This window comes from Streptomyces asoensis (assembly GCF_016860545.1).
GTDB classification, from domain to species: domain Bacteria; phylum Actinomycetota; class Actinomycetes; order Streptomycetales; family Streptomycetaceae; genus Streptomyces; species Streptomyces asoensis.
In genome coordinates this window covers 1,659,322-1,681,307 of the sequence record NZ_BNEB01000002.1, presented here as the reverse complement: position 1 = coordinate 1,681,307, position 21,986 = coordinate 1,659,322, and the positions used below count along the sequence as shown (strand labels likewise).

Sequence of the window (21,986 nt, the reverse complement as noted above, 5' to 3'; positions counted from 1 at the left end):
CGGAGTTCTTCATCCCGGTCCCCCATCGAAGACGTCGACGTCCTGACACCCTCGACCACTCGAACCGCCTTTTGGTTGTACATGTCTGACGGCGCCTCAGTCGTGTGGCCCGGGAGCGGTCCGGCCCTTCGAGGTCCGGCGTGCGGTCACCCGGCGGCGGCGAGCCGGCGCGCGAGCTCCTCCGGCGGGACGTCCTCGACATGGGTCAGGAAGATCCACAGGTGGCCCGACGGGTCGCGGAGGACCGCGGTGCGGTCGCCGTGGAACATGTCCGTCGGCGGCTGGAGGAGTTCGGCGCCGGCGGCTGTCGCGCGCTCCGCCAGGCCGTCGACGTCGGGGACATGGACGTGCAGGGCGACGGAGGTGCCGCCGAGCGAGGCGGGCGCGGTGAAGGCGGACGGCCCCTCGCCACCGCCCGCGTCGCCCAGCATCAGCACGGAGCGCCCGACCGTGATCTCGGCGTGCAGGATCCCGCCGCCGGGCGCGTCGATCCTGAAGTCCTCGCGGGCGCCGAACGCACGCCGGTAGAAGTCGATGGCCGCGGCGGCGTCGTCGACCATGATGTGCGGGACCACCGCGTAGCGGTACCGGTCGGGGATCTCGGCGTGCACGGCGTTCTCGGTCATGGCGTACCTCCCGGGTGACGGCGCCGCCGGTCGGCTCCCGCGGCTCCGGAAGGGAACCTAGAAGCTCAAGCCCGGTCGAGGTCAACGGCCTTCGGAGCGCGCCACCGGCAAGGTCCGTCCGAGCGGGTCGGTCCGAGCGGGTCCGCCCGGTCAGGTGCTCCCCCAGCGGGCCAGCGCGCGCAGGGCGGGGCTGTACCCCCGGTCGGGCACCGTCCACAAGGTCTGACCACGGACCCCCCAGCGCTCCAGCAGGGCGTTGGCCGCCATGAATCCGCTGGTCGCCGCTCGTTCCATCAGCGCCACGGGGAGTTCCGTACGCACCAGGTCGCCGGCGACCACCAGGCCCGGATCTACGGTCCGGACGGTGGGACGGGCCGCGTAGCCGCCGACCGGGAACAGCGGGCAGTCGGCCCGCCACTCGTGACGCTCGTCGACGATCCTCGCCGCCCGCGTCTCCGGGTACACGTCGTGCAGCCGCTCGACCAGGCGTTTCTGCTCCACGTCACGGGCCGCGCCCTCGGGCAGCGCGTAGGCGTGCAGTTCGACGACGGAGCCGCCGGTACGGGCCGCCCAGCGGGCCGCCTCGCCCTCCCAGCGTTCGAGGACGCTGACGTTGTCCAGGGTTCCGAACCCGCTGGTGCCCAGGAAGCCGGGGCGGTCCGAGGCCACGGGCCGGTCCAGCCAGAGGCGGGAGACCAGGAACGGCGGCGCGTTGCGCAGCAGGGCCACCCGCTCGCGCCACGCCTCGTCGGCCAGCCGCGGGGAGCTGCCGACGACGGACCGCAGACCCGCCGTGTCCAGGGCCAGGACGACCGCGTCGTAGCGCTGTTCCCCGTCCCGGGTGGCGACGACGTGACCGCCGTCCGCGGTGGGTTCGACGCTCTCGACGGCCGTGGAGGTGCGCAACTCGGCGCCGTGGCCGCGCAGATAGCCGGCGAGGGGTTCCCAGAGCGCGTCGGGGAAGGGCTCGTCGGGCACGTCGAAGAGCAGCCCCTCGGCGGACCCGAGGAAGTAGATGTGGAACATCAGCACCATCTCGGCCGCCGACAGCTCCCGCGGGTCGGCGAAGAAGCTGCGGGAGAACACCTCGAAGGCGAGGTGGTGCGCGGCCTCGGGGAAGCGGACCGAGTGCAGGAAGTCGTGGGCGCTGACGCCGTCCAGGCGCTCGTACACCTCGGGGACGCGGACGTCGAGCAGGGGCAGCGCCGCCACCGGGTTCATACGGGCCAGGTCCCGCAGACCGAAGGTGGGGCTCAGGGCGACGAACCCGAGGGCGCTCCAGGGCGGGGTGCGCGGCACGCGGCGGAAGCTGTCGTGCAGGCCCGAGCTGTGGCGCAGCGGGTAGTCGGGCAGGCCGGTCAGCCGCGTGAGTCCTGGATCGGTCCGGCGCAGCAGGCCGCGCAGGTTGTAGTACTGACGGAAGAACGCGTGGAAGCCGCGGCTCATCGTCACGGTGGAGCCGTCGTTCAGCTTCACCGACTGGCCCGCCAGGCGCCCGCCGAGCGCCGGTTCGCGTTCGAGGAGCGTGACGCGCACGCCGCGCTCGGCCAGGGCGGTGGCGGCCGCGAGTCCCGCGATGCCGCCCCCCACGACGGCGGTCGTCGGCGGGTGGTCGCCGCGGACCCGCGGCGCCCCGGGCCGGGGCGTCAGCATCCGGGCGCGCCGGTCCCTGCCGCGGCGGGCGGCCGCGGGCCGCTCGGTGGCCCTCATCGGTCGCCCGCCGTGTCGAGGAGCTCGCGACGGGCGACGAAGGTGTGGGTGATGCCGGTCTGCCAGCCGGGCAGGGGCAGCACCCGGACATGGTCGAACCCGGCCGCGCGGACCCGTGCGGCGAACTCGCCGGCAGTGTCGAAGTCGACGACACTGCGCCACAGGTGGCGGTACAGCCGCCCGTCCCCGAGGGCGGTCGCCACGGGCAGGACGAAGCCGCCGCAGACCGCCGTCCACACCGCGCGATGCGCGGCGCGGCCGCTGAGCGTGTACTCGTGGACCGCCAGCCGGCCGTGCGGGCCCAGCAGGTCGCGCACGGTGGCCAGTACGGCGTCGGGGTCGGCCGCGTTGCGGAACAGGTAGGCGGCGAACACCGCGTCGAACGGGCCCTCGACGCCCGCCCGCGCCAGGCCCTCCGCCGAGGCGCGCACGAACGTCACGTTGTCCGGCCAGGGTTTCGCGGCGGCCCGCTCCAGCATGCCGGCGGAGGCGTCCACCGCCGTGATCTCGGCGCCCGGGAGGACGGCGGCGAGCGCGGCCGTCGAGGCGCCGGTGCCGCAGCCGAGGTCCAGCACGCGCATCCCGTGGCCGCCGTCCGGCAGCCCGAGACGGCGTGCCGAGCGGCGCAGATGGGCGTGGTAGCCGGGGTTGGCGGCCACGAGCGTGTCGTAGCTGCGGGCGGCGAGATCGAACGCGGCGGCCAGGTCCGCGTCGCGCAGCAGGGTCATGCGGTCTCCTCGGATGGGGGCACGGAGCGCGCCCGCGGGGCGGTCACGGTCCGGGAAAAGGACGGCGGGGCAGGTAGGGCAGCTCCGCGGCGGAACGGAGCATCGGCAGCACGGGGGTGCGGACCCCCACGGAGAGGTCCTCGTGCAGGCGGGTGCGGCCGTCGAGGAAGCGCAGCAGGCGTTCCATCGGCACCCGGGTGAAGAGGTGCGCGAAGAAGTCGGCGCCGTCGACCCGGCCGCTGTCCAGGGCCCGCAGCATGACGGCGTCCATCGCCCGGGACCGCGCCGAGTGCGCGGGCGGCGGCACGGGCCGGCGTCCTGCCGCCAGGGCTTGCGCGACGGCTCCCGTCTGGCGCTGCACGGCGGCGAAGGTGTAGCCGGTCGAGGGGCGGGTCGCGCCGCCCGCCGCACCGATCCGGAAGACGCAGGGGGCGGTCTGCCGGGCGAACGGGGCGTCGGTCATCGGGATCACGCCGGTCTCCGTCGACACGACCTCCAGCCCGGTGAGGCCGAGGACGTCCTCGGTGTAGTGGCGCAGCGCGCTCTCGTAGCCGCTCCGGGACAGCAGGTGCGGGGAGAACTCGGTGTACTCCACGAGTGCCTGCCGGTCGCCGGTGGGCAGCACGTAGCCGAAGGACAGGCCCGACGCAGGCTGGGGCATGCGGAAGTCCATGAGCTCGACCGTCCCGGCGTCGAAGACGGGCCGGTCGGAGCGGACGAACCAGCCGTGGAAGTGCTGGAGCAGGGTCGTGCGGGCCGCCGGGAGACTGCCGAGCGGGCGCGAGTCGAAGACCCAGCGGGCCCGCAGGGTGAGGGGGTGCCCGTCGGCCGTGCGGGCGAGGACCCGGGCGCCTTCGGGGACGCCCTCCACCGTCTCGACGGCCGCCTCGATGCGCCGCACCTGTCCGCTCCGCCCGAGGTCGTGCTCGACCAGGCTCTCGAAGTCCTCCGAGCGGATCATCTTGTAGCGCAGCGGCGTGATGTCGTCCTCGATGACCGCGCCGCCCGGGGTGCGCACCCGCAGCCGCCGCCAGGTCGCGGTCACGGCAGCGTCGTAGCGGCCCCGGCCGCGCTCCCAGAAGCACCACGTACGGCTCGGCGGCCGCAGGGGGCCGGGCGGGGCGTCCACCAGCACCACCGAGAGACGACGGGTCGCCGGGGCGCGGTGCGCCAGCCGGTGGGCCAGGGACAGCCCCGCGGCTCCCGCGCCCACGATGGCGACGTCCGCGTCGAGCATGAGCGCTCCACTCCTTTCCCCGGGCGCGTCGGCGTGCGCGCTGTCGGAAGCATTCCCGCCCGGGTGCCCCGGCGGATGCAGGCCACGCTGGGCAGGGGGCCACCCGTGCGATCAGGCGCCGGCCGGCCGTACGAGCCGACCGGGCACGACATACCGACCGCGTCGGAACGGCGTTCACTCGGCGCGCGGGAGCCGAGCGGTCGTGCGGACCGTACTCGTGCCCCGGCGCGGCGCGGCCCGGGCACGGTGTGCCGCCCCGGCGGGTCCGCCGTTCGGTCGGTGTCGCGGTGGCGGGTGGGAGCCGGCAGGTGAGGCGGAGGCCCGTGCGTGGCACTCGTTACTCGCGTCGTGCGGCCGGTCCCGTCCTCGGACGGGCAACCGCAATTCCACCGCATGGCGCATCCGACTTCGCCGTCGGCGCGGAATGCGTCTACACAAGGCGAGCTTTCGAGCACACGAGAGGAACCGGGATGCGCCCCAGCAAGGCGAAGGACCACCATGCGGCCGTACCGCAGCCGCCCGGCCCGTCCCACGCGTCCAGGCAGACCTCCGCCGCCGGGACGCATCCGCGTCCCGTGGACTTCGGCGCGTCACCCGGCAGCCTGCCCGAAGGTGCCGTCGGCGTCCCGCTCCTGCCGGACGTGAGCGACCTGCGGGTGGTCGACGACGACGTACCCGCGGCCGTCGGACGCCTGCTCGGCGAACTGCTGGCCGAGCGCACCGCGCAGGCCGCCGTCCTCGACCAGGTGTTCGCGCACGATCTCGCGGAGCGCGTGGCCCGGTTCACCCTGGACGGCGGCAAGCGCACCCGCTCGCAGTTCGTGTGGTGGGCGCTGCGCGCCTGCGGCGGCGAGGGCCGTGCGGCGGCGGCCGCGCTGCGGGTCGGCGCCGCCCTCGAACTCATCCAGACCTGCGCGCTGGTCCACGACGACGTGATGGACGGCTCCCGGCTGCGCCGCGGCCGGCCCGCCCTGCACGCGGACGTCGAGACCCAGTACGCGGCCGTGGCTCCCACCGCGCAGGACGCGCGGTTCGGCGAGGCCGCGGCCATCCTCGCCGGGGATCTGGCACTGGCCTGGGCGGACGACGTGCTCGCCGACACCGAACTCGCGCCGGACACCGCGCGCCGGGTGCGCGGCGTGTGGAGCGCCATGCGGATGGAGATGGTGGCCGGGCAGTACCTGGACCTCCAGGGCCAGATCACCTCGTCGCGCTCGTCCGCCCGCGCCGTGCGCGCCGCCTGCCTCAAGAGTGCCCTGTACTCGGTGGAACGGCCGCTGGCCCTCGGCGCGGCCCTGGCGGGCGCGGACGCCGCCACGACCGCCGCCCTGTGCTCGGCCGGCCGGTGCGTCGGCATCGCCTTCCAGCTCCGCGACGACCTGAACGACGTCTTCGGCAGCGCGACCCGCACCGGCAAGGCCTCGGGGGACGACATCCGCTCGGGCAAGCCCACCTACCTCGTCGCGGTGGCCCAGGCCCGGGCCGAGGCGGCGGGCGACCGGGGCGCCCTGTCGGTGCTGCGGCGCTCGCTGGGCCGGGCCGACCTGTCCGAGACCGGTCTCGCCGAGGTGCGGGGCGTGCTGGTCGCCACCGGGGCGCGCGAGGCGGTCGAGGCCCGCATCGAGCGGCTGGCGGTCCAGGGCATGCGCCATCTGGACTCCGTGACCCTCCGCGGGGACGGACGGCTGCGTCTGCGCGCACTGCTGCGCTCGGCGGCGGGAGCCCCGCCCGCCGGACGCACGCCGTACGGCCCGTCCGACACGGCTGCCCCGTCCGACCCGCCCGTCGACCGGACCGCGGCCGCGGGCGGCCCGTCCGGCTCACTGCTGCTCACCGCCGGCGCCGAAGGGGCCACCCGATGACCAGAACGATCCCCGGCCGCACCGACCACGTCGTGGTGGTCGGCGCCGGTCTGTCCGGGCTGTCGGCCGCGCTGCACCTGCTCGGGGCGGGGCGGCGGGTCACCGTCGTCGAGCGCGATCGGCTGCCCGGCGGACGGGCCGGCCTCCTCGAGCGCGGCGGCTACCGCATCGACACCGGCCCCACCGTGCTGACCATGCCGGAACTCGCCGACGAGGCGTTCGCCGCGGTCGGCGACAGCCTGTACGACCGGGTCGACCTGATCCCGCTCCACCCGGCCTACCGGGCCCGGTTCGCCGACGGCAGCAGTCTCGACGTGCACACCGGCGCCGAGGCGATGGAGGAAGAGGTCAGGCGGTTCGCCGGCGCCGACGAGGCCGCCGGGTACCGTCGTCTGCGCGGCTGGCTGGAGGGGCTCTACCGGGCCCAGATGCGCCGCTTCATCGACGTCAACTTCGACTCCCCCTGGCAGTTGCTGACGCCCGATCTGGCCCGGCTGGCGGCCCTCGGCGGCTTCGGCCGGCTCGACGCGGGCATCGGCCGGTACCTCAAGGACGAACGCCTGCGCCGCGTCTTCTCCTTCCAGGCCCTGTACGCGGGCGTACCGCCGGCCCGGGCGCTGGCCGCCTACGCCGTCATCGCCTACATGGACACGATCGCCGGCGTCCACTTCCCGCGCGGCGGCATGCACGCGGTGCCGCAGGCGATGGCGGACGCCGCGGCGGAGGCGGGCGCCGACCTGCGGTTCGGGCAGGACGTCACCCGGCTGGAGCGGTCCGGCGACCGCATCACCGCGGTCGTGACCGCCGAGGAGCGCATCCCGTGCGACGCGGTCGTCCTCACCCCCGACCTGCCCGTCACCTACCGCCTCCTCGGGCGGGCCCCGCGACGGCCCCTGCGGATCCGGCACTCCCCTTCGGCCGTCGTCCTGCACGCCGGGACCGACCGCACCTGGCCCGAACTGGCCCACCACACGCTGTCGTTCGGCGCGGCCTGGCGGAGCACCTTCGAGGAACTGACCCGGACCGGCGAGCTGATGAGCGACCCGTCGCTGCTCATCACCCGCCCGACGGCCACCGACCCCGGACTCGCCCCGCCCGGACACCACCTGCACTACATCCTCGCGCCCTGCCCCAACACCGACATCGGACCCGGCGCCGCCGCGTGGGGCGACCTGGCGCCGCGCTACCGCGACAGCGTCCTCAAGGAGCTGGAGCAGCGCGGCCTGGACGGCATCGGCTCGGCGATCGAGGAGGAGTGCCTGATCACACCGGCCGACTGGCAGGCACAGGGCCACGCGGCGGGCACGCCGTTCTCCGCGGCCCACACCTTCGCCCAGACCGGTCCGTTCCGCCCCCGCAACCTGGTGCGGGGCACCGAGAACGCCGTGCTCGCCGGTTGCGGCACCACACCCGGAGTGGGCGTGCCGACCGTCCTGCTGTCCGGCAAGCTCGCCGCGGCCCGCGTCACCGGACGCACGACCCGTACCCCCCGCCCGGCGTCCGCGCCGCGGGCCACCCCGGAAGGAACGCCCTCATGACCGACCGCGAACTCGACGCGGCGGGCATCACGGATCCGGCGCTGCGTGACGCCTACACGCGCTGCCGTCGGCTCAACGCCCGGCACGGCAAGACGTACTTCCTCGCCACCCGGCTGCTGCCGGTCGAACGCCGGCCCGCCGTGCACGCCCTGTACGGCTTCGCCCGCTGGGCGGACGACATCGTCGACTCCCTGGACGCCACCCTCACGACGGAGGGCCGTGCCGCGGACCTCGACCGTCTGCGCACGCGACTGGAGCACGGGCTGCAAGGCGGGGACGCCACCGACCCGGTGGTCCTCGCGGTGGCCGACACGGCGGAGCGGTACGGCATCGACCACCGGCACTTCGCCGACTTCATGATCTCCATGCGCAGCGATCTCGAGGTCACCGACTACCCGACCTACGCCGATCTGCGGACGTACATGCACGGCTCGGCGGCGGTCATCGGACTCCAGATGCTGCCGGTGCTCGGCACGGTGGTCCCGCGCGAGGAGGCCGCGCCGCACGCGGCCGCCCTCGGCGTCGCCTTCCAGCTGACCAACTTCCTGCGGGACGTGGGCGAGGACCTCGACCGCGGCCGCGTCTACCTGCCGGCCGACCTGCTGGCCGCCCACGGCGTGGACCGTGAGCTGCTGCACTGGAGCCGGCGCACCGGCCGCCGCGACCCCCGCATCACCGAGGCGCTGCGGGCCGTCGAGGACCTCACGCGCGGGGTGTACCGGGAAGCGGCGCCGGGCCTGGCCATGCTCGACCCGGTGTCCCGTCCGGCGATCCGGACGGCCTTCGTGCTGTACGGGGGCATCCTGGAGGCCATCGCCGCGGACGGGTACACGGTGGTGCACCGGCGCGCCGTGGTGCCCCGGCGGCGCCGTGCCGTCGTGGCCCTCGACGGCCTGGTGCGCGTGGCCGCGGCCCGGACCGGGTCACGGGTCACGGGTTCCCGGCCGGTCGCGCTCCGGGCCCCTCGCCGACCGGCGGCGGGGGCGACCGGGCACTCGCCCGAGCACCTTCACGAGGAGGTCGCGTGAGCACCGAGCCTTCCGGCCGCCGTCCTGGGCCCTTGGGCCGTCTTCCCGGGCCCTCCGGCCGCGCGGGCCGTCGCATGCCGGGCGGCCGGTTCCCGTTGTCCGTGCGCCGGCGTGCCGTGCCGTGGGAACGTCAGCGCCCCACCTGGCGCGAGGCCCGGCCCGCCGTGATCGCCCAGGCGCTGAAGCGGGCGCAGGCCCGCCCTTCCGGCAACTGGTACGTGGTGGGCGCCACCCGTGACGTCCGCGCCGACCGGCCGCTCGCGCGCACCGTCGCCGCACGGGAGGTGGTCGTCTGGCGCGACGCCGAGGGCCGGCTCGTCGCCGGGCCCGGCGTCTGCCCGCACCTGGGCGCGCCGCTGAAGGACAGCCCCGTGCGCTGCGGCACGCTGGTCTGCCACTGGCACGGACTCGCCCTGAAGGGCACGCCCTTCGCGGGCTGGGAACCGCTTCCCGTCCACGACGACGGTGTCCTGGTGTGGGTCCGGCTCGACGACGTGGGCGGCGAGACCCCGCTCGACGCACCTGTGGTGCCGGTCCGGCCGGCGCTGCCGGGCGCGCTGTCGGCCGTCTACGTGGGCGTCGGGAGCTGCGAGCCGGAGGACGTCGTCGCCAACCGGCTCGACCCCTGGCACGGCGCCTGGTTCCACCCCTACTCCTTCGTCGACCTCACCGTCGTCGAAGCGCCGGGAACCGGGAGCAACGAGGCGGAAGGGAAAGGGGAGGACGGGTTCGCCGTCGACGTCTCCTTCAAACTGGCCGGGCGGCTCGTCGTCCCGGTGCGGGCCGTGTTCACCGCGCCGGAGCCGCGTACGGTCGTCATGCACATCACCGAGGGCGAGGGGCAGGGCTCCGTCGTCGAGACCCATGCGACGCCGCTCGGTCCCGATGACCGGGGCAGGCCGCGGACCGCCGTCGTCGAGGCCGTCGTGGCGGCCTCCGACCGCCGCGGCTTCGCCGTCGCGCGCACGATGGCCCCGGCCCTGCGGCCGCTCATGCGGGCCGCCGCCGGACGCCTGTGGCGCGACGACCTGGCCTACGCCGAACGGCGCTGGCACCTGCGCTCCACGGGCCGCTTCCCGGGCTGAACCCAGCGGCAGCACCACCGGGCGGGCAGCGCGGCCGGGACGACGGGTCCCCGTCGTCCCGACCACCGCGAGTCCGGTCGCGTCCCGGCGACGGTCACCCCCGGACACGTCCGAGCGGCGGCGCCCGCGCGGGGCACGGCCCGACGACGGCGATTGTGCGGGCACGGCCGGACGACCTCGGCGGTCACGCGAGTCACGGCTCGACGGCAGCGCTCGCGCGGGGCGCGGTCGGACGGCGGCCACGGCGGCCGGACGGCGCCCCTGGCCGGGGCAAGCCGCAGCCGGACGGCGAGCACAGCCGGGCCGATGGGCACGGCACGTCGGCGGGCGCGACGCCCTCGGCGGCCGTGGCCCGGCGTCCCCGGGCCGACGCTCCGGGACGGCCGGGCGACAGGACACCGGCAGACGGCGGCCGGGCATGGCGGGCCTCGCGGCCCCGCGGTCGCGGCGGGAGCGATCGGTGCGGCCCGTGCCGTCGGGGGCGTGTGGGGGGCGTGGAAAGGGGCAGGCGTAAGGCTGGTCAGGACGCGCTGGATGTCCTGTTTCTGCCGGGAAGTGGGCCTTGTCTGTGAAGAGCTACCGCCTCGACCCGACCCACCGGGTCGTCGAGCTGAGCGGGATCACCGATGCCGATGACGCGCTGGCCGCCGAACAGGAACTGCGGGCCTTGCTGCGACGTTGCGACACCCCCGCCGTCATCGTGGACCTGGAGTGCGAGGAACCGCCGCCCGCCGTCATGAACCTCCTGGTGCGCCTGCGCCGGTTCGCGGAGCGGTACCGCGTCTTCCTGTGTGTCACGGCACGCGACCCGCAGGCCGCGCAGGCGCTGCGCGAGGCCGGTCTGGAGCGCATATTGCGCGTCACCCGCACGCTGTCACAGGCCCGGGAACGGACCGAGGTGTGCTGTGCGGCGGCGACGGCCTCACCCCGCCCCCCGGCGTCCACGGTCCGCACCCGCCTCAAGGTGCGGCTCTACCGGTTCGTCTGCCCCGACACGAGGGGGCGGACGCCCGTGACGTCGGCGTCCCGCCCGTCCGACGTGCTCTGAGGCCCGTACGCGACGAGAGGGCGAGGGACGGATGGACGCGGAACTCGGCACGGCGCTGGTGACGGGAGCGTCGTCGGGGATCGGCGCGGCCTACGCCGCCCGGTTGGCCGCCGACGGCTGGGACACCGTGCTGGTGGCCCGGCGGGCGCAGCGGCTGGAGGACCTCGCGGACCGGCTGCGCGAGGAGACGGGGACGAAGGTGGAGACCCTGGTCGCCGACCTGTCGGACCAGGAGGACCTGACCCGTGTGGCGCGGCGGGCGGCCGGCCCCGACGTGGGATTCCTGCTCAACAACGCGGGCATCAACGGCTACGGCCCTTTCGCCGGACTCGACCCCGCGCTCATGACCAAGGTCCTGACCCTCAACGTGCTCGCGGTGACCGCGCTGACCCGCGCGGCGGTTCCGGCGATGCTGGACCGGGGACGGGGCACCGTCGTCAACGTGGCTTCGCAGCTCGCCTTCGCCGGCTCCCTGCCACCGCATCCGCTGCCCGAGCGCGCCGTCTACGCCGGCACCAAGGGGTATGTGGTCACGTTCACCCGTACCCTCGCCGCCGAGCTGGCCGGGACGCCGTTGCGCGTCCAGGTGCTGTGCCCGGGTCTGACGGCGACGGAGTTCCACCGCTCGCGCGGAGAGGAGCCCGTCCCCGGGCGGGAGCCGTCCGTCCATGACGACGGCGGCATGCCGGTGGGCCGGGTCGTCGACGCCTCGCTGACCGCCCTGGAGCAGGGGCGGGTGGTCTGCGTTCCGGGGCTCTCCGACCCCGCGCCGGTCGCCGACCTGACCAGGGCCGAGCTGGGAATCCGCACCGGCGGAGCCGGACACGGTGGCGCGCACCGCCACGACTGAAGCGCGGAGCCCCGCGTCAGTCGAAGCCGTCCACGAGGGGGCGGCTGAAGAGATCCATGCGCGGCGGGTCCCCCGCGGACGGGGGGACCACGTCGGGTCCAAGGTCCACGGTCCTCAGGCCCGCGCCTGCCGCGGCGCGACCGCCGACGGATCGAAGCCGTGGGGCCCGGGCGGGAGCCGGGTCAGCGGGTCAGTGACACGGCCGTGGCGACGACCAGTCCCCCGCACACGGTCAGCGTCCACGCCACGCAGCGAAGCCGCAGCTTCCGGTAGCGCTGCTCGTACTCCGCGCGCAGGGACACGCAGCGGGCGGCGATCCGTTCCAGGTCCTGACGGGCGCGGTCGAGGCTGTCGGTGACGTAGTGGCCCTGGATCTCCACGCGCTGCGAGGTGGTCAGCCAGTCCATCGGCTCGACGAACACACGCGCGCGCTCCTCGGCCACGGCGATCCTGGACTGCCACAGGAGGTATCCCTCGGCCTCGTTCCCGAGGCGGGCCCCCGCGTCGTCCGGCCCGGACACCTCGTTCGCAGGTGTCCCCCGCCGGTCCTCAGCGGACCCCATGGGCCTCGGCCTCGGCCAGGGCGATGTCGGGGTGGTGCAGGTCGAACGCGGGCGATTCGCTGCGGATCCGGGGCAGGGTGAGGAAGTTGTGGCGCGGGGGCGGGCACGACGTCGCCCACTCCAGGGAGCGGCCGTAACCCCACGGGTCGTCGACGCCGACCGGCTTGCCGTACCGGGCGGTCTTCCACACGTTGTAGAGGAAGGGGAGCATCGACAGACCGAGCAGGAACGAGCTGATCGTCGAGATGGTGTTGAGGGTGGTGAAGCCGTCGGCCGCGAGGTAGTCGGCGTACCGGCGGGGCATGCCCTCGGCGCCGAGCCAGTGCTGGATCAGGAAGGTGCCGTGGAAGCCGACGAACAGCGTCCAGAAGGTGACCTTGCCGAGGCGTTCGTCGAGCATCTTGCCGGTGAACTTCGGCCACCAGAAGTGGAAGCCCGCGAACATCGCGAAGACGACGGTGCCGAAGACGACGTAGTGGAAGTGCGCCACCACGAAGTACGAGTCCGAGACGTGGAAGTCCATCGGCGGCGAGGCCAGGATGACGCCGGTCAGACCACCGAAGAGGAACGTGACCAGGAAGCCCGCGGCCCACAGCATCGGTGTCTCGAACGACAGCGAGCCCTTCCACATCGTGCCGATCCAGTTGAAGAACTTCACGCCCGTCGGGACGGCGATGAGGAACGTCATGAAGGAGAAGAACGGCAGCAGCACGCCGCCCGTGACGTACATGTGGTGCGCCCACACGGTGACCGAGAGGCCCGCGATGGAGATGGTGGCGGCGACCAGGCCCATGTAGCCGAAGATCGGCTTGCGGGAGAACACCGGGATGATCTCGGTGATGATGCCGAAGAACGGCAGGGCGATGATGTACACCTCCGGGTGGCCGAAGAACCAGAAGAGGTGCTGCCACAACAGGGGGCCGCCGTTGGACGGATCGTAGATGTGGGCGCCGAACTTGCGGTCCGCCTCCAGGGCGAACAGCGCGGCCGCCAGCACGGGGAAGGCGAACAGGACCAGGACACCGGTCAGCAGGACGTTCCAGGTGAAGATCGGCAACCGGAACATCGTCATGCCGGGCGCGCGCAGGCAGACGATCGTGGTGATGAAGTTGACCGCGCCCAGGATGGTGCCGAAGCCGGAGAACGCCAGGCCCATGATCCACAGGTCGGCGCCGAGTCCGGGCGTCCGGATCGCGTCCGACAGCGGGGTGTAGGCGAACCACCCGAAGTCGGCGGCGCCCTGCGGGGTGAAGAAGCCGCCCATGGCGATGGACGAGCCGAACAGGTACAGCCAGTAGGCGAACATGTTCAGCCGCGGGAACGCGACGTCCGGGGCGCCGATCTGGAGCGGCATGATCCAGTTGGTGAAACCGGCGAAGAGCGGGGTGGCGAACATCAGCAGCATCACGGTGCCGTGCATCGTGAACGCCTGGTTGTACTGCTCGGGCGAGACGATCTGAAGACCCGGCCGGGCGAGTTCGGCGCGCATGAGCAGCGCCATGACGCCGCCGATCAGGAAGAACGCGAAGGACGTGCTCAGATAGAGGGTGCCGATCGTCTTGTGGTCGGTGGTGGTCAGCCACTTCACCACGATGTTGCCGGGTTGCCTGCCCCGTACCGGCACTTCGCTGTCGTACGAGGCGGCGGCCGACTGCTCCGGGCCGTTGAGGATGGTCACAGGTGTCTTTCTCCCTGATGCTCGCGGTTCGCTCTCGCCATGACGTGAGTCACCGGTCATCCTCGCGGCTCGAGGTGGCGAGGGAGGTGCCACGGCGGCCGGCGTACGGCCGAACGGGCGATCGCCACCCACGGGTGGAGTAATCCCCGGCCGGACCGGGGGGCCGGCCACCGGCGTCCGCGCCTCCCGCCGCCGGGAACACCTCACCTCCGCTCAGGTCTGCTCAGGCGATGCCGCCGTTCACGTAGAGGACCTGTCCGTTGACCCAGCGCCCCGGTCCGGCCAGGAAGGCGACGGTCTCCGCGATGTCCTCCGGTGTGCCGAGGCGCTCGAGCGGGGGCTGTGCGGCGAGCCGGTCGACGGTCTGCCGGTCCTTGCCGTCGAGGAAGAGCGGGGTCGCGGTCGGGCCGGGCGCGACGGCGTTGACGGTGATGTCCCGGCCGCGCAGCTCGCGGGCGAGCACCAGGGTCATGGCCTCCACCGCCCCCTTGCTCGCCGCGTAGGGCGCGTAGTCGGGGAACGCGAGCCGGGTCACCGAGGTGGAGAAGGTGACGACGGCGCCACCGTCACGGACCCGGCGGGCCGCCTGCTGGGCCACGACGAAGGCGCCGCGGACGTTGGTGCGCATCAGCCGGTCGAACGCGTCGAGGTCGAACGCGGCCACCGGCCCCAGGGTCATCACACCGGCGGTGTGGATCACGACGTCGACCCCGCCGAACGCCTCTTCCACGGCGGAGAAGGCGTCGGACATGGCGCCCTCGTCGGCCACGTCGCCGTTGACCGCGATCGCCCGGCCGCCCGCCGCCTCGACGGCGGCGACGGTCTCCTCCGCCGCCGCCTTGTTGCCCGCGTAGTGCACTCCGACGGCCGTTCCCGCGGCCGCGAGCCGTCGCGCCACGGCGCGGCCGATCCCCCCGGAAGCGCCGGTGACAAGGGCGACGCGCGTGATCTCGGACATGGTGTGCCTCCACTCTGTTTATGAACGCTGAGTCCATATAACCATGTTGTGAACGCTGCGTCCATATGCGAGGCTGAAGGTCGCTCGTACGACCCCCGGGAGGCAGGCGTGACACAGGACGCCGTGCAGGACGCCCAGAAGCCGGCCGAGGCCGGTCCGCCACCGCGCCGGCGCAGGGGCCGGGGGCGCCGGCCCGCCGCCGAGGTGCGCTCGGACGTCCTGGACGCGGCGGGCGGCCTGCTCCTCGACGCGGGCATGGGCTCGTTCACCATCGAGGCGGTCGCGGAACGCGCCGGGGTCAGCAAGACGACCCTCTACAAATGGTGGCCCTCCAAGGGCGCGCTCGCCCTCGACGGCTACTTCCACGCCGTGGAGTCCGCGCTGGCCTTCCCGGACACCGGCGACCTCCGGGCGGACCTGACGGCCCAGCTCCGCGCGTTCGTGCGGATACTCACCCTCACCCCCGCCGGGCGGGTGATCGCCGAGCTGATCGGCCAGGCGCAGACGGACCCCGAGCTCTCCGCCGCCTTGCTGGAACGCTACTCGGGCCCCCGGCGGGACCTGGCGGTCCTGCGGATGCGCGGGGCACAGGCCGAGGGCCGGCTGCGCCCCGACGTCGACCCGGAGGTCGTGGTGGACCAGCTGTGGGGCGCCTGTTACCACCGCCTGCTGCTGCCCAATCTCCCCGTGGACGAGGACTTCGCGGACAGCCTCGTCGCCAACCTGTGGCGGGGCATCGGGACCTGATGGTCAACCCGTTCGCTCCGGGCTCTGGCCCAGGTGACCTACCGGGCGGTATACAAGCCCAGGCAAACGGCGTGCCGGCCGTACGGGACGACGTCGTCGGCGAGGCACGGGCCTGCGGGGGCTGCTCCATGCCCCCGAGGCCTCCAGGGACTTCAAGGGGGAGGGACCTCGATGCAGCGGGATTCGACGCAGCGGGACTCGGCGCGGCGCGGCAAGAGCACGGGCGTACCGGTGGGGCGCGGCCGGAAGAGTGTCACCCTGCTCGCGGCACTGGGCAGTTGCGCCCTGGTCGCGGCCTCGGCGGTGCCCGCGGCGGCGCACGGCGGGAGCGGTGGGGGCGGGGGCACCCGCTATGTGGCCCTCGGCGACTCGTACACCTCGGGCCCCCTCATCCCTCGCCAGGTGGACGCCAACTGCGCCCGCTCCGACCACAATTACCCGTCGATCGTGGCCGGGCGGCTGAAGGCGTCCGGCTTCAAGGACGTCAGCTGCGGCGGGGCCACGACCGAACAGATGTGGAAGGCGCAGGGGACCAACGGGCCCCAGCTCGACGCGGTGGACCGCAAGAGCGACCTCGTGACCGTCCAGATCGGCGGCAACGACATCGGTTTCGGCTCGATCATCGGCACCTGTGCGCAGCTCGCCCCGCAGGACCCGACCGGCAACCCGTGCCAGCGTCACTACGGCGCCTCCGGGGTCGACCACCTCACCCTGGCCATCGCCCGGACGGCGCCCAAGGTCTCCAAGGTCCTGCGCGCCGTGCACGAGCGGGCCCCGCACGCCCGGATCCTCGTCGTCGGCTACCCCGACCTGCTGCCCGACGACGGCAGCGGCTGCGCGCCCACGGTGCCGTTCGCGACCCGGGACTTCCCCTACCTGCGGGACACCGGCAAGCACCTCAACCTGATGCTCCGTCTGGTGGCCCGCTGGAACCACGCGGAGTACGTCGACACCTACGGTCCCACCATCGGCCACGACATGTGCAAGTCGCCGGCCGACCGGTGGATCGAACCGTTGCAGCCCACGTCTCCGGCGGCCCCCGCGCACCCCAACGCCAAGGGCGAGGCGGCCATGGCGGGGGCGGTGTGGCAGCGCCTGGCCCACGGGCGAGGCGGCCGCTGACCGCCGGCCCGCGCCCGGTCTGCGGCCGCCTCCTCCCGCGGCTTCGGCCAGGCTTCAGAGGTCGGAGTCGATGCCGGTGACGACCGCGGGTCCCAGCGGCGCCTCGGTGTCGTCCAGGCCGACGGCGCGCAGGGCCGAGTCAGCGAGCCGGCGGGCGTCCTCCTCCGCGAGGGGGGCGCTGTCCGCGTCGACGGCGAGCCGGATCGTGAAGGTGTCGTCCTCGTTCACGGTCAGGGGGTCGAGGTCCTGCTCGCTGCCCATCCGCGTGTGGTGCGGATCGACCGGGCGCAGGGCCCGACCGAGCCGGGCGCGCGTCTCCTGACCGACCTCGGCCGTGAAGGTGCCGGGCACGGTGATCACGTACGTCGTCATCGTCTTCCTTTCCTCGCATCCTGGGTCATGGGCATGGAGCACTGGGTCCTGATTCCTCGGTCCTGTTCCTCGCCTACCCCGCGAAGGGCTGTCGATCTCCGTTTGCCCGCGCCCGGTCCCGCTCGTGCCCGCGGTCACGGGGGCCGGCCCCGGCAGGACGGCGCCCACCTGCGTGATCACCCGGCCCGCGCGACACTGGAAGCCGCGGACGATCTCGGGAGGAGCGCTGATGGCCGAACGGCCGTCGCTCGCAGAAACCGTGGGGGCCGGCCGGCGTGCCGCGCGTGTGTCGGCCGCCGCGGCGGCCGGGTTCTATCCGGCGGCGTACCTGCTCGATCAGCCGGTGACGGCCGTATACGCCCTGTTCACGCCCATCGCGTTCGGTGTGCTCTCCCCCGTGCCGGGGCCAGGCCGCAGGCGGGCCGCGACGGTGCTGCGCGCCTGGCCGGCCGCCGCCGTCCTCACCGTCGCGGGGACGGCCCTCGCCGTGGACACCTGGTCGGCCGTCGCGGGCATGCTGGTCGTCGGGTTCGTGCTGACGTTCGGCGCCGTGTGCGGGCCGCGGCTGGCGGGTACCGTCCCCGGCCTCGAACTGTTCTACATCCTGGCCTGCTTCCCGCCCTTCGCCCCGGACACGCTCCCCCAGCGGTTGGCCGGGGTCGCCCTGGGCGGGGCGGCGCTCGTCCTGTGCGAGGTGGCGGTCTTCCCGGACCCGCCGGATCCGCCGTACCGCGCGAGGATCGCCGACACGCTCGGCCTCGCCGACCGGGCCGCCCGCTCGCTGGTCCGCGGCGGGCCCCCGGGGCCCGGGACGGCCGGACGGCTGAGGGCGGCCGGCCGCGGTCTGCGCTTCTCGCAGCAGCCGGCCGGTTCGCGGCCGACCGGTGCGGGGCGGACGGACCGGGCGCTGGCGCAGGCCGGCTCCGCGACCCGGCGGCTCGTGGACCAGCTGGCCGCCCTCACCGAGATGCGGCCGGTACCCGGGGACCTGGCCTCGCAGGAGCTCCTGCGCGGTGTGGCGGCCGCGTGCGCCGAGACGGCCGACGCGCTGCGCCGGGCGCGCCCGGGGACCGGTCCCGAGCGGATCGAGGAGATGATCGCCCAGTTCCGGGCCTCTCGGGACGGTCCGCCGGGCGCACGTGTCCCCCGCGCGCACCGGGTGCTGCGGTGGCAGTCCACGGTGCTGACCGTGGCGGTCTCGGCCGTGACCGTCCGTACGGCCGTCGACCTGGCGTACGGGGGCCGCCGGCCGGTGTACGGCCTGCCCCGTGAGCAGTTCTGGTACGCGCGGACTTCGACGGTCCGCCTGTTCCTCGTCCGGCTCGACGGCAATCTGACACGGCGTTCGGTCGTCTTCCAGAACGCGATGCGCAGCGCGTGCGGTCTGGCGCTGGCCCGTCTCGTGGCGGGCTCGCTCGACCTCTCGCACGGCTTCTGGGTGCTGCTGACCGTACTGACCCTGGGGCGGACCACCGCGGTCGCCGCCTGGTCCGCCGTCCGCGCGGCCGTCGTGGGGACCCTGGCGGGCGCGCTCGTCGCCGGACTGCTGCTCATCGGGGCGGGCGGGGCCACCGGGGTGTACGCCTGTCTGCTCGTCCCGATGATGCTGATCGCGTTCGCGGTCGGCCCCCTGGAGGGGCCCGCCTGGGCTCAGGGGCTGTTCACCCTGGTCGTCTCCACGGCGTTCGCCCAGATCGCGCCCGTGACATGGCGGCTCGCGGAGATGCGCGTCGTGGACGTCCTGACGGGCAGCGCCGTCGGCCTGCTGTGCGGTGTGCTGGCCTGGCCCTTCGGCGCCCGCGCGGAGACCCGGCGCAGCATGGCGGCCCTGCTGCGGGCCGCCGCGCCGGTGGTACGGGCGACGACGGTGGCAGCGACCGGCGGGGGTCCGGTGGACGGTGGGGGTCCGGTGGACGGGGACGGCTCCGCGGGCGGCCGCGATCCAGCCGACCGGGCCGTACGGCTGACCCTGCACCGGCTCCGCATGGCGGAGGGCTCCTACGCGCAGTACCGCACGGAACCCTCGGCCCGCGCCCACCCGCACAGGCACCCGGACGGGCAGGGGCGGGGGCTCGGCCGCCCGGACGAGGACGGACCCGGCCGGGCGAGGGAGCCCGACTACCTCGCCACCCTGAACTTCGCCTCGCGTGTCATGGTCGGCGCGTACTGGCTGCCCCGCACCGACCGCTCCCCGGATCTCCCTCCCGCCGCACTGCGCTGGGCCAGGGAGGCCGCCGAGGAGGCGGAGGCGGCCGTCCTCCGGGCCGCGGACTTCCCGCCGGGCGGCATCCCGTTCCGGCCGAAACCTCCACCCGCGCCGACCCCCGACACCCCGCCCCACGTCCTGTCGCTCCTGGCCGACGTCGAGGTGTGGCTCGGCGCTCTCGCGTCCGACCTCCGCACCGGCACCGGCCACCCCGACTCCCCCGGGGCCATGACGGTGGGCGCCGAGAAGGACACCTCGTGACCGGCGCCCCCTAGGGCGTGTTTCGAAAGTAGCGTCGTCCGCCCGGAGGGCGGGCCCGGTGGCGTCTGGTGCGTGCGATCGCAAGGCGGAGGGTCGCCCCGATACTGGTTGTATCGGGGTGATCCCGACAACGCGGCGAGCGTGCGTGCCAGGCGTCGCCGGGCAGACGGGACTTTCGAAACACGCCCTAGCCCGCCAGCGTCGCGGTGGTGGGGCCGACGGGGCGGACCGTGAAGCCGTACGCCGTCTTCGTGGGCGTGGACGAGAAGGACGGGGTGCAGGCCGGCAGCAGATGTTCGAGCAGGACGGTCGACTCGCGGAGCGCGAACTGAAGACCGAGGCAGGCGCGCGGACCGAGGCCGAAGGGGAAGTAGGCACCGGGTTGCGCGGGCCGGCCGTCCGGGGTGACGAAGCGCCGGGGGTCGAAGCGCTCCGGCTCCGCCCAGAGGCGAGGATCGCGGTGCGTGAGGTACGGGCACACGAGGATGTCGCTGCCGGCCTGCACGCTGTACCCGGCGAGGGTGTCGTCCTCGGTGGCGTACCGGGGCAGGATCCAGGCGGACGGGTAGAGCCGGAGTGTCTCGTGGACCAGGGCCTGGACGGCCTGACGGCGTCGGGGCGAGCCGTCGGGCCCGGCGGCCAGCGCCTCCTCGCGGGCCGCGGGGTGCCGGTCGAGGAGCAGGTACAGCCAGGTCAACGTGGTGGCGGTGGTCTCGTGTCCGGCCGCGAGCAGCGTGACCAGTTCGTCCCGCACCAGCCGGTCGGTGTACTGCGGGTGCTCGGCGGCGGCGCCGGTCAGGACGTGCAGCAGGCCGGGACCGTGCGGTCCCGCCGCCCCGTCCCGGGCGGCCTCGACGGCCTGCCGGGCGACCGCGTCGATCCGGGCCAGCTCGTCGGCCACGGCGTCCCGCGCCTCGGTTGTGTCCGAGGGCAGCGTCGGCAGGGCGGTCGCCACGGCCGCCACGGCGTCCAGCTCGCGCTCCGTCCCGTCGTCCAGCGCGTGCCCGGTCAGGGAGCGCCAGATGGCGTCCAGGGCGAAGCGGCGCATCTCGCGGCCGACGTCGAAGCTCTGGCCGCTGCGGGCGTATCCGGCCCAGCGGTCGGCGGTGGTCCGGGCCGCCTCGGTGATCCGCTGTTCGTGGCGGCGCATCCCCGTGCCGGTGAACTGGGACTGGAGCAACCTGCGTTGGCGCTTCCACGCCTCACCGGTGGCGGAGAGGACCCCGTCGCCCACCAGCAGCCGGGCGCGATGGGAACGCTTGACGTACCGGTCCGGGTGCCGGGCGAGTACGTGTTGCACCGCGAGCGGGTCGGTGACGAGGACGGTGGGGGCGGGCCCCAGGCGGAACGCGGCGACGCCGCCGAACCGTTCACGCACCTCGGTCAGCAGCTCGACCAGCTCCCCGCCCCGCGAACGCCACCGCCGCACGAGCTCCGGCTCCGCCTCGGGGACCGGACCCGCGGCTGCGGGCGTGTGCGGGTGCGTCTCGGAGCCGAGTCCGGCTTCGGGGCCCATGAGCCTTCTCCTGTCGGCCGCTGCGTACCCGGCGACCGGTCCCGGCCACCGACACGCGGACTGTACGGGACAGATGACGACACGTCACACATACGGCATACGACGTACACCGCCGCTGGTCCTCCGGCACCGAGCCTCAAACGCGGCGGCCCCACTCCCGGCTCCCTTCGTCCGCCGTGCTGCGATCATGGTCGGATGGCCCACGACATAGCCTTCTTCCTCGCCCCCGACGACGAGGCCGCCGCCGCGACACGTCTGCGGGGACCGGGCAGGGCCTTGAGATCGGTGACCTGCCATTTCATCGAGGCGGACAGTGCCATCGCGGAGTGGGACATGTACTTCGAGAAGCCCTCGGCCGAACTTCCCCCGCTCGGGCGACTCCATGAATGGACATGGCCGGAGTACGTCACCGCTCCCCTGAACGACGGCATCGAGGTGTTCGCCTTCCCGATGCGGCTGACCCGGGCACTGGCCGGCGCGAGCGCCGCCGCACTCGACGAGCTCGCAGGCCGCTGGAGCGCGCGGCTGCGGTCCGAGGACCGCGACGACATGACCGACGACGATCTGACGGCCGTCCTCAAGGGGGTCGCCCGGCTTGCGGTGTCTGCCGTGGACACGGGTGGCGGCCTCTACAGCTGGAGCTACTGACCGCCCCCGTCGGAACTGAGCCCGCCGCGTCGAGGGATCGGCAGGCCTCCCCCGGGCGCAGGGGCACGGTTGACGGCGGGGTGGGTGGGGCAGTGCGGGGCTGCTGTGGCCGGCGCGGTTCGCGGAGCCGTCGTCGGGCTGCGGTACGGGGTGTGGTGTCGTGGGGCGGTCGTGGCAGCTAGTTCCGGGTTCCCGGGTCCGTT

At 74.2% G+C, this 21,986-nt stretch carries 19 protein-coding genes; 10 read left to right on the top strand and 9 right to left on the bottom strand.

Features of this window, described 5'->3' with window-relative positions:
* Positions 1–146 precede the first annotated feature (146 nt).
* The 4 genes from Saso_RS10385 to Saso_RS10370 all read right to left on the bottom strand — a co-directional run bounded on the left by Saso_RS10385 (position 147) and on the right by Saso_RS10370 (position 4,301).
* On the bottom strand, positions 147–626 hold the full coding sequence (locus Saso_RS10385; protein ID WP_189918818.1) for a VOC family protein: 480 nt from the start codon (positions 624–626) through the stop codon (positions 147–149).
* A gap of 150 nt (positions 627–776) precedes the next feature.
* Complete coding sequence (locus tag Saso_RS10380) at positions 777–2,336, bottom strand: FAD-dependent oxidoreductase (protein WP_189918816.1); 1,560 nt, start codon at positions 2,334–2,336, stop codon at positions 777–779.
* Positions 2,333–3,064, bottom strand: a complete 732-nt coding sequence (locus Saso_RS10375) for a class I SAM-dependent methyltransferase (RefSeq protein ID WP_189918814.1) — start codon at positions 3,062–3,064, stop codon at positions 2,333–2,335. Before Saso_RS10375 ends, Saso_RS10380 begins: the two co-directional genes overlap by 4 nt.
* Before the next feature lie 43 nt (positions 3,065–3,107).
* On the bottom strand, positions 3,108–4,301 hold the full coding sequence (locus Saso_RS10370) for a lycopene cyclase family protein (RefSeq protein WP_189918812.1): 1,194 nt from the start codon (positions 4,299–4,301) through the stop codon (positions 3,108–3,110).
* A gap of 470 nt (positions 4,302–4,771) precedes the next feature.
* On the opposite strand from Saso_RS10370, the gene Saso_RS10365 reads away from it, so the two are divergent.
* The 6 genes from Saso_RS10365 to Saso_RS10340 all read left to right on the top strand — a co-directional run bounded on the left by Saso_RS10365 (position 4,772) and on the right by Saso_RS10340 (position 11,712).
* The gene (locus Saso_RS10365; protein WP_189918810.1) at positions 4,772–6,163 is read left to right on the top strand and encodes a polyprenyl synthetase family protein; all 1,392 of its coding nucleotides are present in this window, start codon (positions 4,772–4,774) and stop codon (positions 6,161–6,163) included.
* On the top strand, positions 6,160–7,701 hold the full coding sequence (locus tag Saso_RS10360; RefSeq protein WP_189918808.1) for a phytoene desaturase: 1,542 nt from the start codon (positions 6,160–6,162) through the stop codon (positions 7,699–7,701). The genes Saso_RS10365 and Saso_RS10360 overlap by 4 nt, the downstream gene beginning before the upstream one ends.
* The gene (locus Saso_RS10355) at positions 7,698–8,729 is read left to right on the top strand and encodes a phytoene/squalene synthase family protein (protein ID WP_189918805.1); all 1,032 of its coding nucleotides are present in this window, start codon (positions 7,698–7,700) and stop codon (positions 8,727–8,729) included. Before Saso_RS10360 ends, Saso_RS10355 begins: the two co-directional genes overlap by 4 nt.
* Positions 8,730–8,803: 74 nt before the next feature.
* A complete protein-coding gene (locus tag Saso_RS10350; RefSeq protein ID WP_189919499.1) occupies positions 8,804–9,814 on the top strand; it encodes a DUF5914 domain-containing protein in 1,011 nt (336 codons plus the stop codon).
* A 562-nt stretch (positions 9,815–10,376) separates the two neighbouring features.
* Positions 10,377–10,862 carry an STAS domain-containing protein gene (locus Saso_RS10345; RefSeq protein ID WP_189918803.1) on the top strand — a complete coding sequence of 162 codons (486 nt, stop codon included), beginning with the start codon at positions 10,377–10,379 and terminating at the stop codon, positions 10,860–10,862.
* 31 nt (positions 10,863–10,893) lie between these two features.
* The gene (locus Saso_RS10340; protein WP_189918801.1) at positions 10,894–11,712 is read left to right on the top strand and encodes an SDR family NAD(P)-dependent oxidoreductase; all 819 of its coding nucleotides are present in this window, start codon (positions 10,894–10,896) and stop codon (positions 11,710–11,712) included.
* A 182-nt stretch (positions 11,713–11,894) separates the two neighbouring features.
* Here Saso_RS10340 and Saso_RS10335 read toward each other — a convergent pair whose 3' ends face one another.
* The 3 genes from Saso_RS10335 to Saso_RS10325 all read right to left on the bottom strand — a co-directional run bounded on the left by Saso_RS10335 (position 11,895) and on the right by Saso_RS10325 (position 14,911).
* Entirely contained in the window at positions 11,895–12,275 is a 381-nt protein-coding gene (locus Saso_RS10335; protein WP_229901106.1) for a cytochrome C oxidase subunit I, read from the bottom strand.
* A complete protein-coding gene (gene ctaD / locus Saso_RS10330) occupies positions 12,262–13,953 on the bottom strand; it encodes an aa3-type cytochrome oxidase subunit I (RefSeq protein WP_189918799.1) in 1,692 nt (563 codons plus the stop codon). The genes Saso_RS10335 and ctaD overlap by 14 nt, the downstream gene beginning before the upstream one ends.
* Positions 13,954–14,176: 223 nt before the next feature.
* Positions 14,177–14,911 (bottom strand): SDR family oxidoreductase, encoded by a 735-nt coding sequence (locus Saso_RS10325; protein ID WP_189918798.1) that lies wholly within the window; start codon positions 14,909–14,911, stop codon positions 14,177–14,179.
* 108 nt (positions 14,912–15,019) lie between these two features.
* Between Saso_RS10325 and Saso_RS10320 the strand changes: the two genes are divergently transcribed.
* Both Saso_RS10320 and Saso_RS10315 read left to right on the top strand, forming a co-directional pair.
* On the top strand, positions 15,020–15,658 hold the full coding sequence (locus Saso_RS10320) for a TetR/AcrR family transcriptional regulator (protein WP_229901105.1): 639 nt from the start codon (positions 15,020–15,022) through the stop codon (positions 15,656–15,658).
* Between the two features lie 171 nt (positions 15,659–15,829).
* Positions 15,830–16,780 (top strand): SGNH/GDSL hydrolase family protein, encoded by a 951-nt coding sequence (locus Saso_RS10315; protein ID WP_229901104.1) that lies wholly within the window; start codon positions 15,830–15,832, stop codon positions 16,778–16,780.
* 54 nt (positions 16,781–16,834) lie between these two features.
* Here the strand turns inward: Saso_RS10315 and Saso_RS10310 are convergent, their stop codons facing one another.
* Complete coding sequence (locus Saso_RS10310; protein WP_189918795.1) at positions 16,835–17,152, bottom strand: hypothetical protein; 318 nt, start codon at positions 17,150–17,152, stop codon at positions 16,835–16,837.
* Positions 17,153–17,381: 229 nt separating this feature from the next.
* On the opposite strand from Saso_RS10310, the gene Saso_RS10305 reads away from it, so the two are divergent.
* Complete coding sequence (locus Saso_RS10305; protein ID WP_189918793.1) at positions 17,382–19,619, top strand: FUSC family protein; 2,238 nt, start codon at positions 17,382–17,384, stop codon at positions 19,617–19,619.
* A gap of 187 nt (positions 19,620–19,806) precedes the next feature.
* On the opposite strand, the gene Saso_RS10300 is transcribed toward Saso_RS10305, so the two are convergent.
* Positions 19,807–21,135, bottom strand: coding sequence for a cytochrome P450 (locus Saso_RS10300; protein ID WP_189918791.1), 1,329 nt, complete (start codon positions 21,133–21,135; stop codon positions 19,807–19,809).
* Positions 21,136–21,330: 195 nt separating this feature from the next.
* Here Saso_RS10300 and Saso_RS10295 point away from each other — a divergent pair, with 195 nt between their 5' ends.
* Positions 21,331–21,783, top strand: a complete 453-nt coding sequence (locus tag Saso_RS10295; RefSeq protein WP_189918789.1) for a hypothetical protein — start codon at positions 21,331–21,333, stop codon at positions 21,781–21,783.
* The last annotated feature ends 203 nt before the right edge of the window (positions 21,784–21,986 follow it).

Excerpts from the sequence above, each read along its gene's own strand:
- Saso_RS10365 (WP_189918810.1), top strand. The coding sequence starts at position 4,772 with ATGCGCCCCAGCAAGGCGAAGGACCACCATGCGGCCGTACCGCAGCCG.
- Saso_RS10300 (WP_189918791.1), bottom strand. The coding sequence starts at position 21,135 with ATGGGCCCCGAAGCCGGACTCGGCTCCGAGACGCACCCGCACACGCCC.
- Saso_RS10340 (WP_189918801.1), top strand. The coding sequence starts at position 10,894 with ATGGACGCGGAACTCGGCACGGCGCTGGTGACGGGAGCGTCGTCGGGG.
- Saso_RS10380 (WP_189918816.1), bottom strand. The coding sequence starts at position 2,336 with ATGAGGGCCACCGAGCGGCCCGCGGCCGCCCGCCGCGGCAGGGACCGG.
- Saso_RS10360 (WP_189918808.1), top strand. The coding sequence starts at position 6,160 with ATGACCAGAACGATCCCCGGCCGCACCGACCACGTCGTGGTGGTCGGC.
- Saso_RS10295 (WP_189918789.1), top strand. The coding sequence starts at position 21,331 with ATGGCCCACGACATAGCCTTCTTCCTCGCCCCCGACGACGAGGCCGCC.
- Saso_RS10370 (WP_189918812.1), bottom strand. The coding sequence starts at position 4,301 with ATGCTCGACGCGGACGTCGCCATCGTGGGCGCGGGAGCCGCGGGGCTG.
- Saso_RS10315 (WP_229901104.1), top strand. The coding sequence starts at position 15,830 with ATGCAGCGGGATTCGACGCAGCGGGACTCGGCGCGGCGCGGCAAGAGC.
- Saso_RS10305 (WP_189918793.1), top strand. The coding sequence starts at position 17,382 with ATGGCCGAACGGCCGTCGCTCGCAGAAACCGTGGGGGCCGGCCGGCGT.
- Saso_RS10310 (WP_189918795.1), bottom strand. The coding sequence starts at position 17,152 with ATGACGACGTACGTGATCACCGTGCCCGGCACCTTCACGGCCGAGGTC.
- Saso_RS10325 (WP_189918798.1), bottom strand. The coding sequence starts at position 14,911 with ATGTCCGAGATCACGCGCGTCGCCCTTGTCACCGGCGCTTCCGGGGGG.
- Saso_RS10355 (WP_189918805.1), top strand. The coding sequence starts at position 7,698 with ATGACCGACCGCGAACTCGACGCGGCGGGCATCACGGATCCGGCGCTG.
- Saso_RS10375 (WP_189918814.1), bottom strand. The coding sequence starts at position 3,064 with ATGACCCTGCTGCGCGACGCGGACCTGGCCGCCGCGTTCGATCTCGCC.
- Saso_RS10350 (WP_189919499.1), top strand. The coding sequence starts at position 8,804 with ATGCCGGGCGGCCGGTTCCCGTTGTCCGTGCGCCGGCGTGCCGTGCCG.
- Saso_RS10385 (WP_189918818.1), bottom strand. The coding sequence starts at position 626 with ATGACCGAGAACGCCGTGCACGCCGAGATCCCCGACCGGTACCGCTAC.
- Saso_RS10335 (WP_229901106.1), bottom strand. The coding sequence starts at position 12,275 with ATGGGGTCCGCTGAGGACCGGCGGGGGACACCTGCGAACGAGGTGTCC.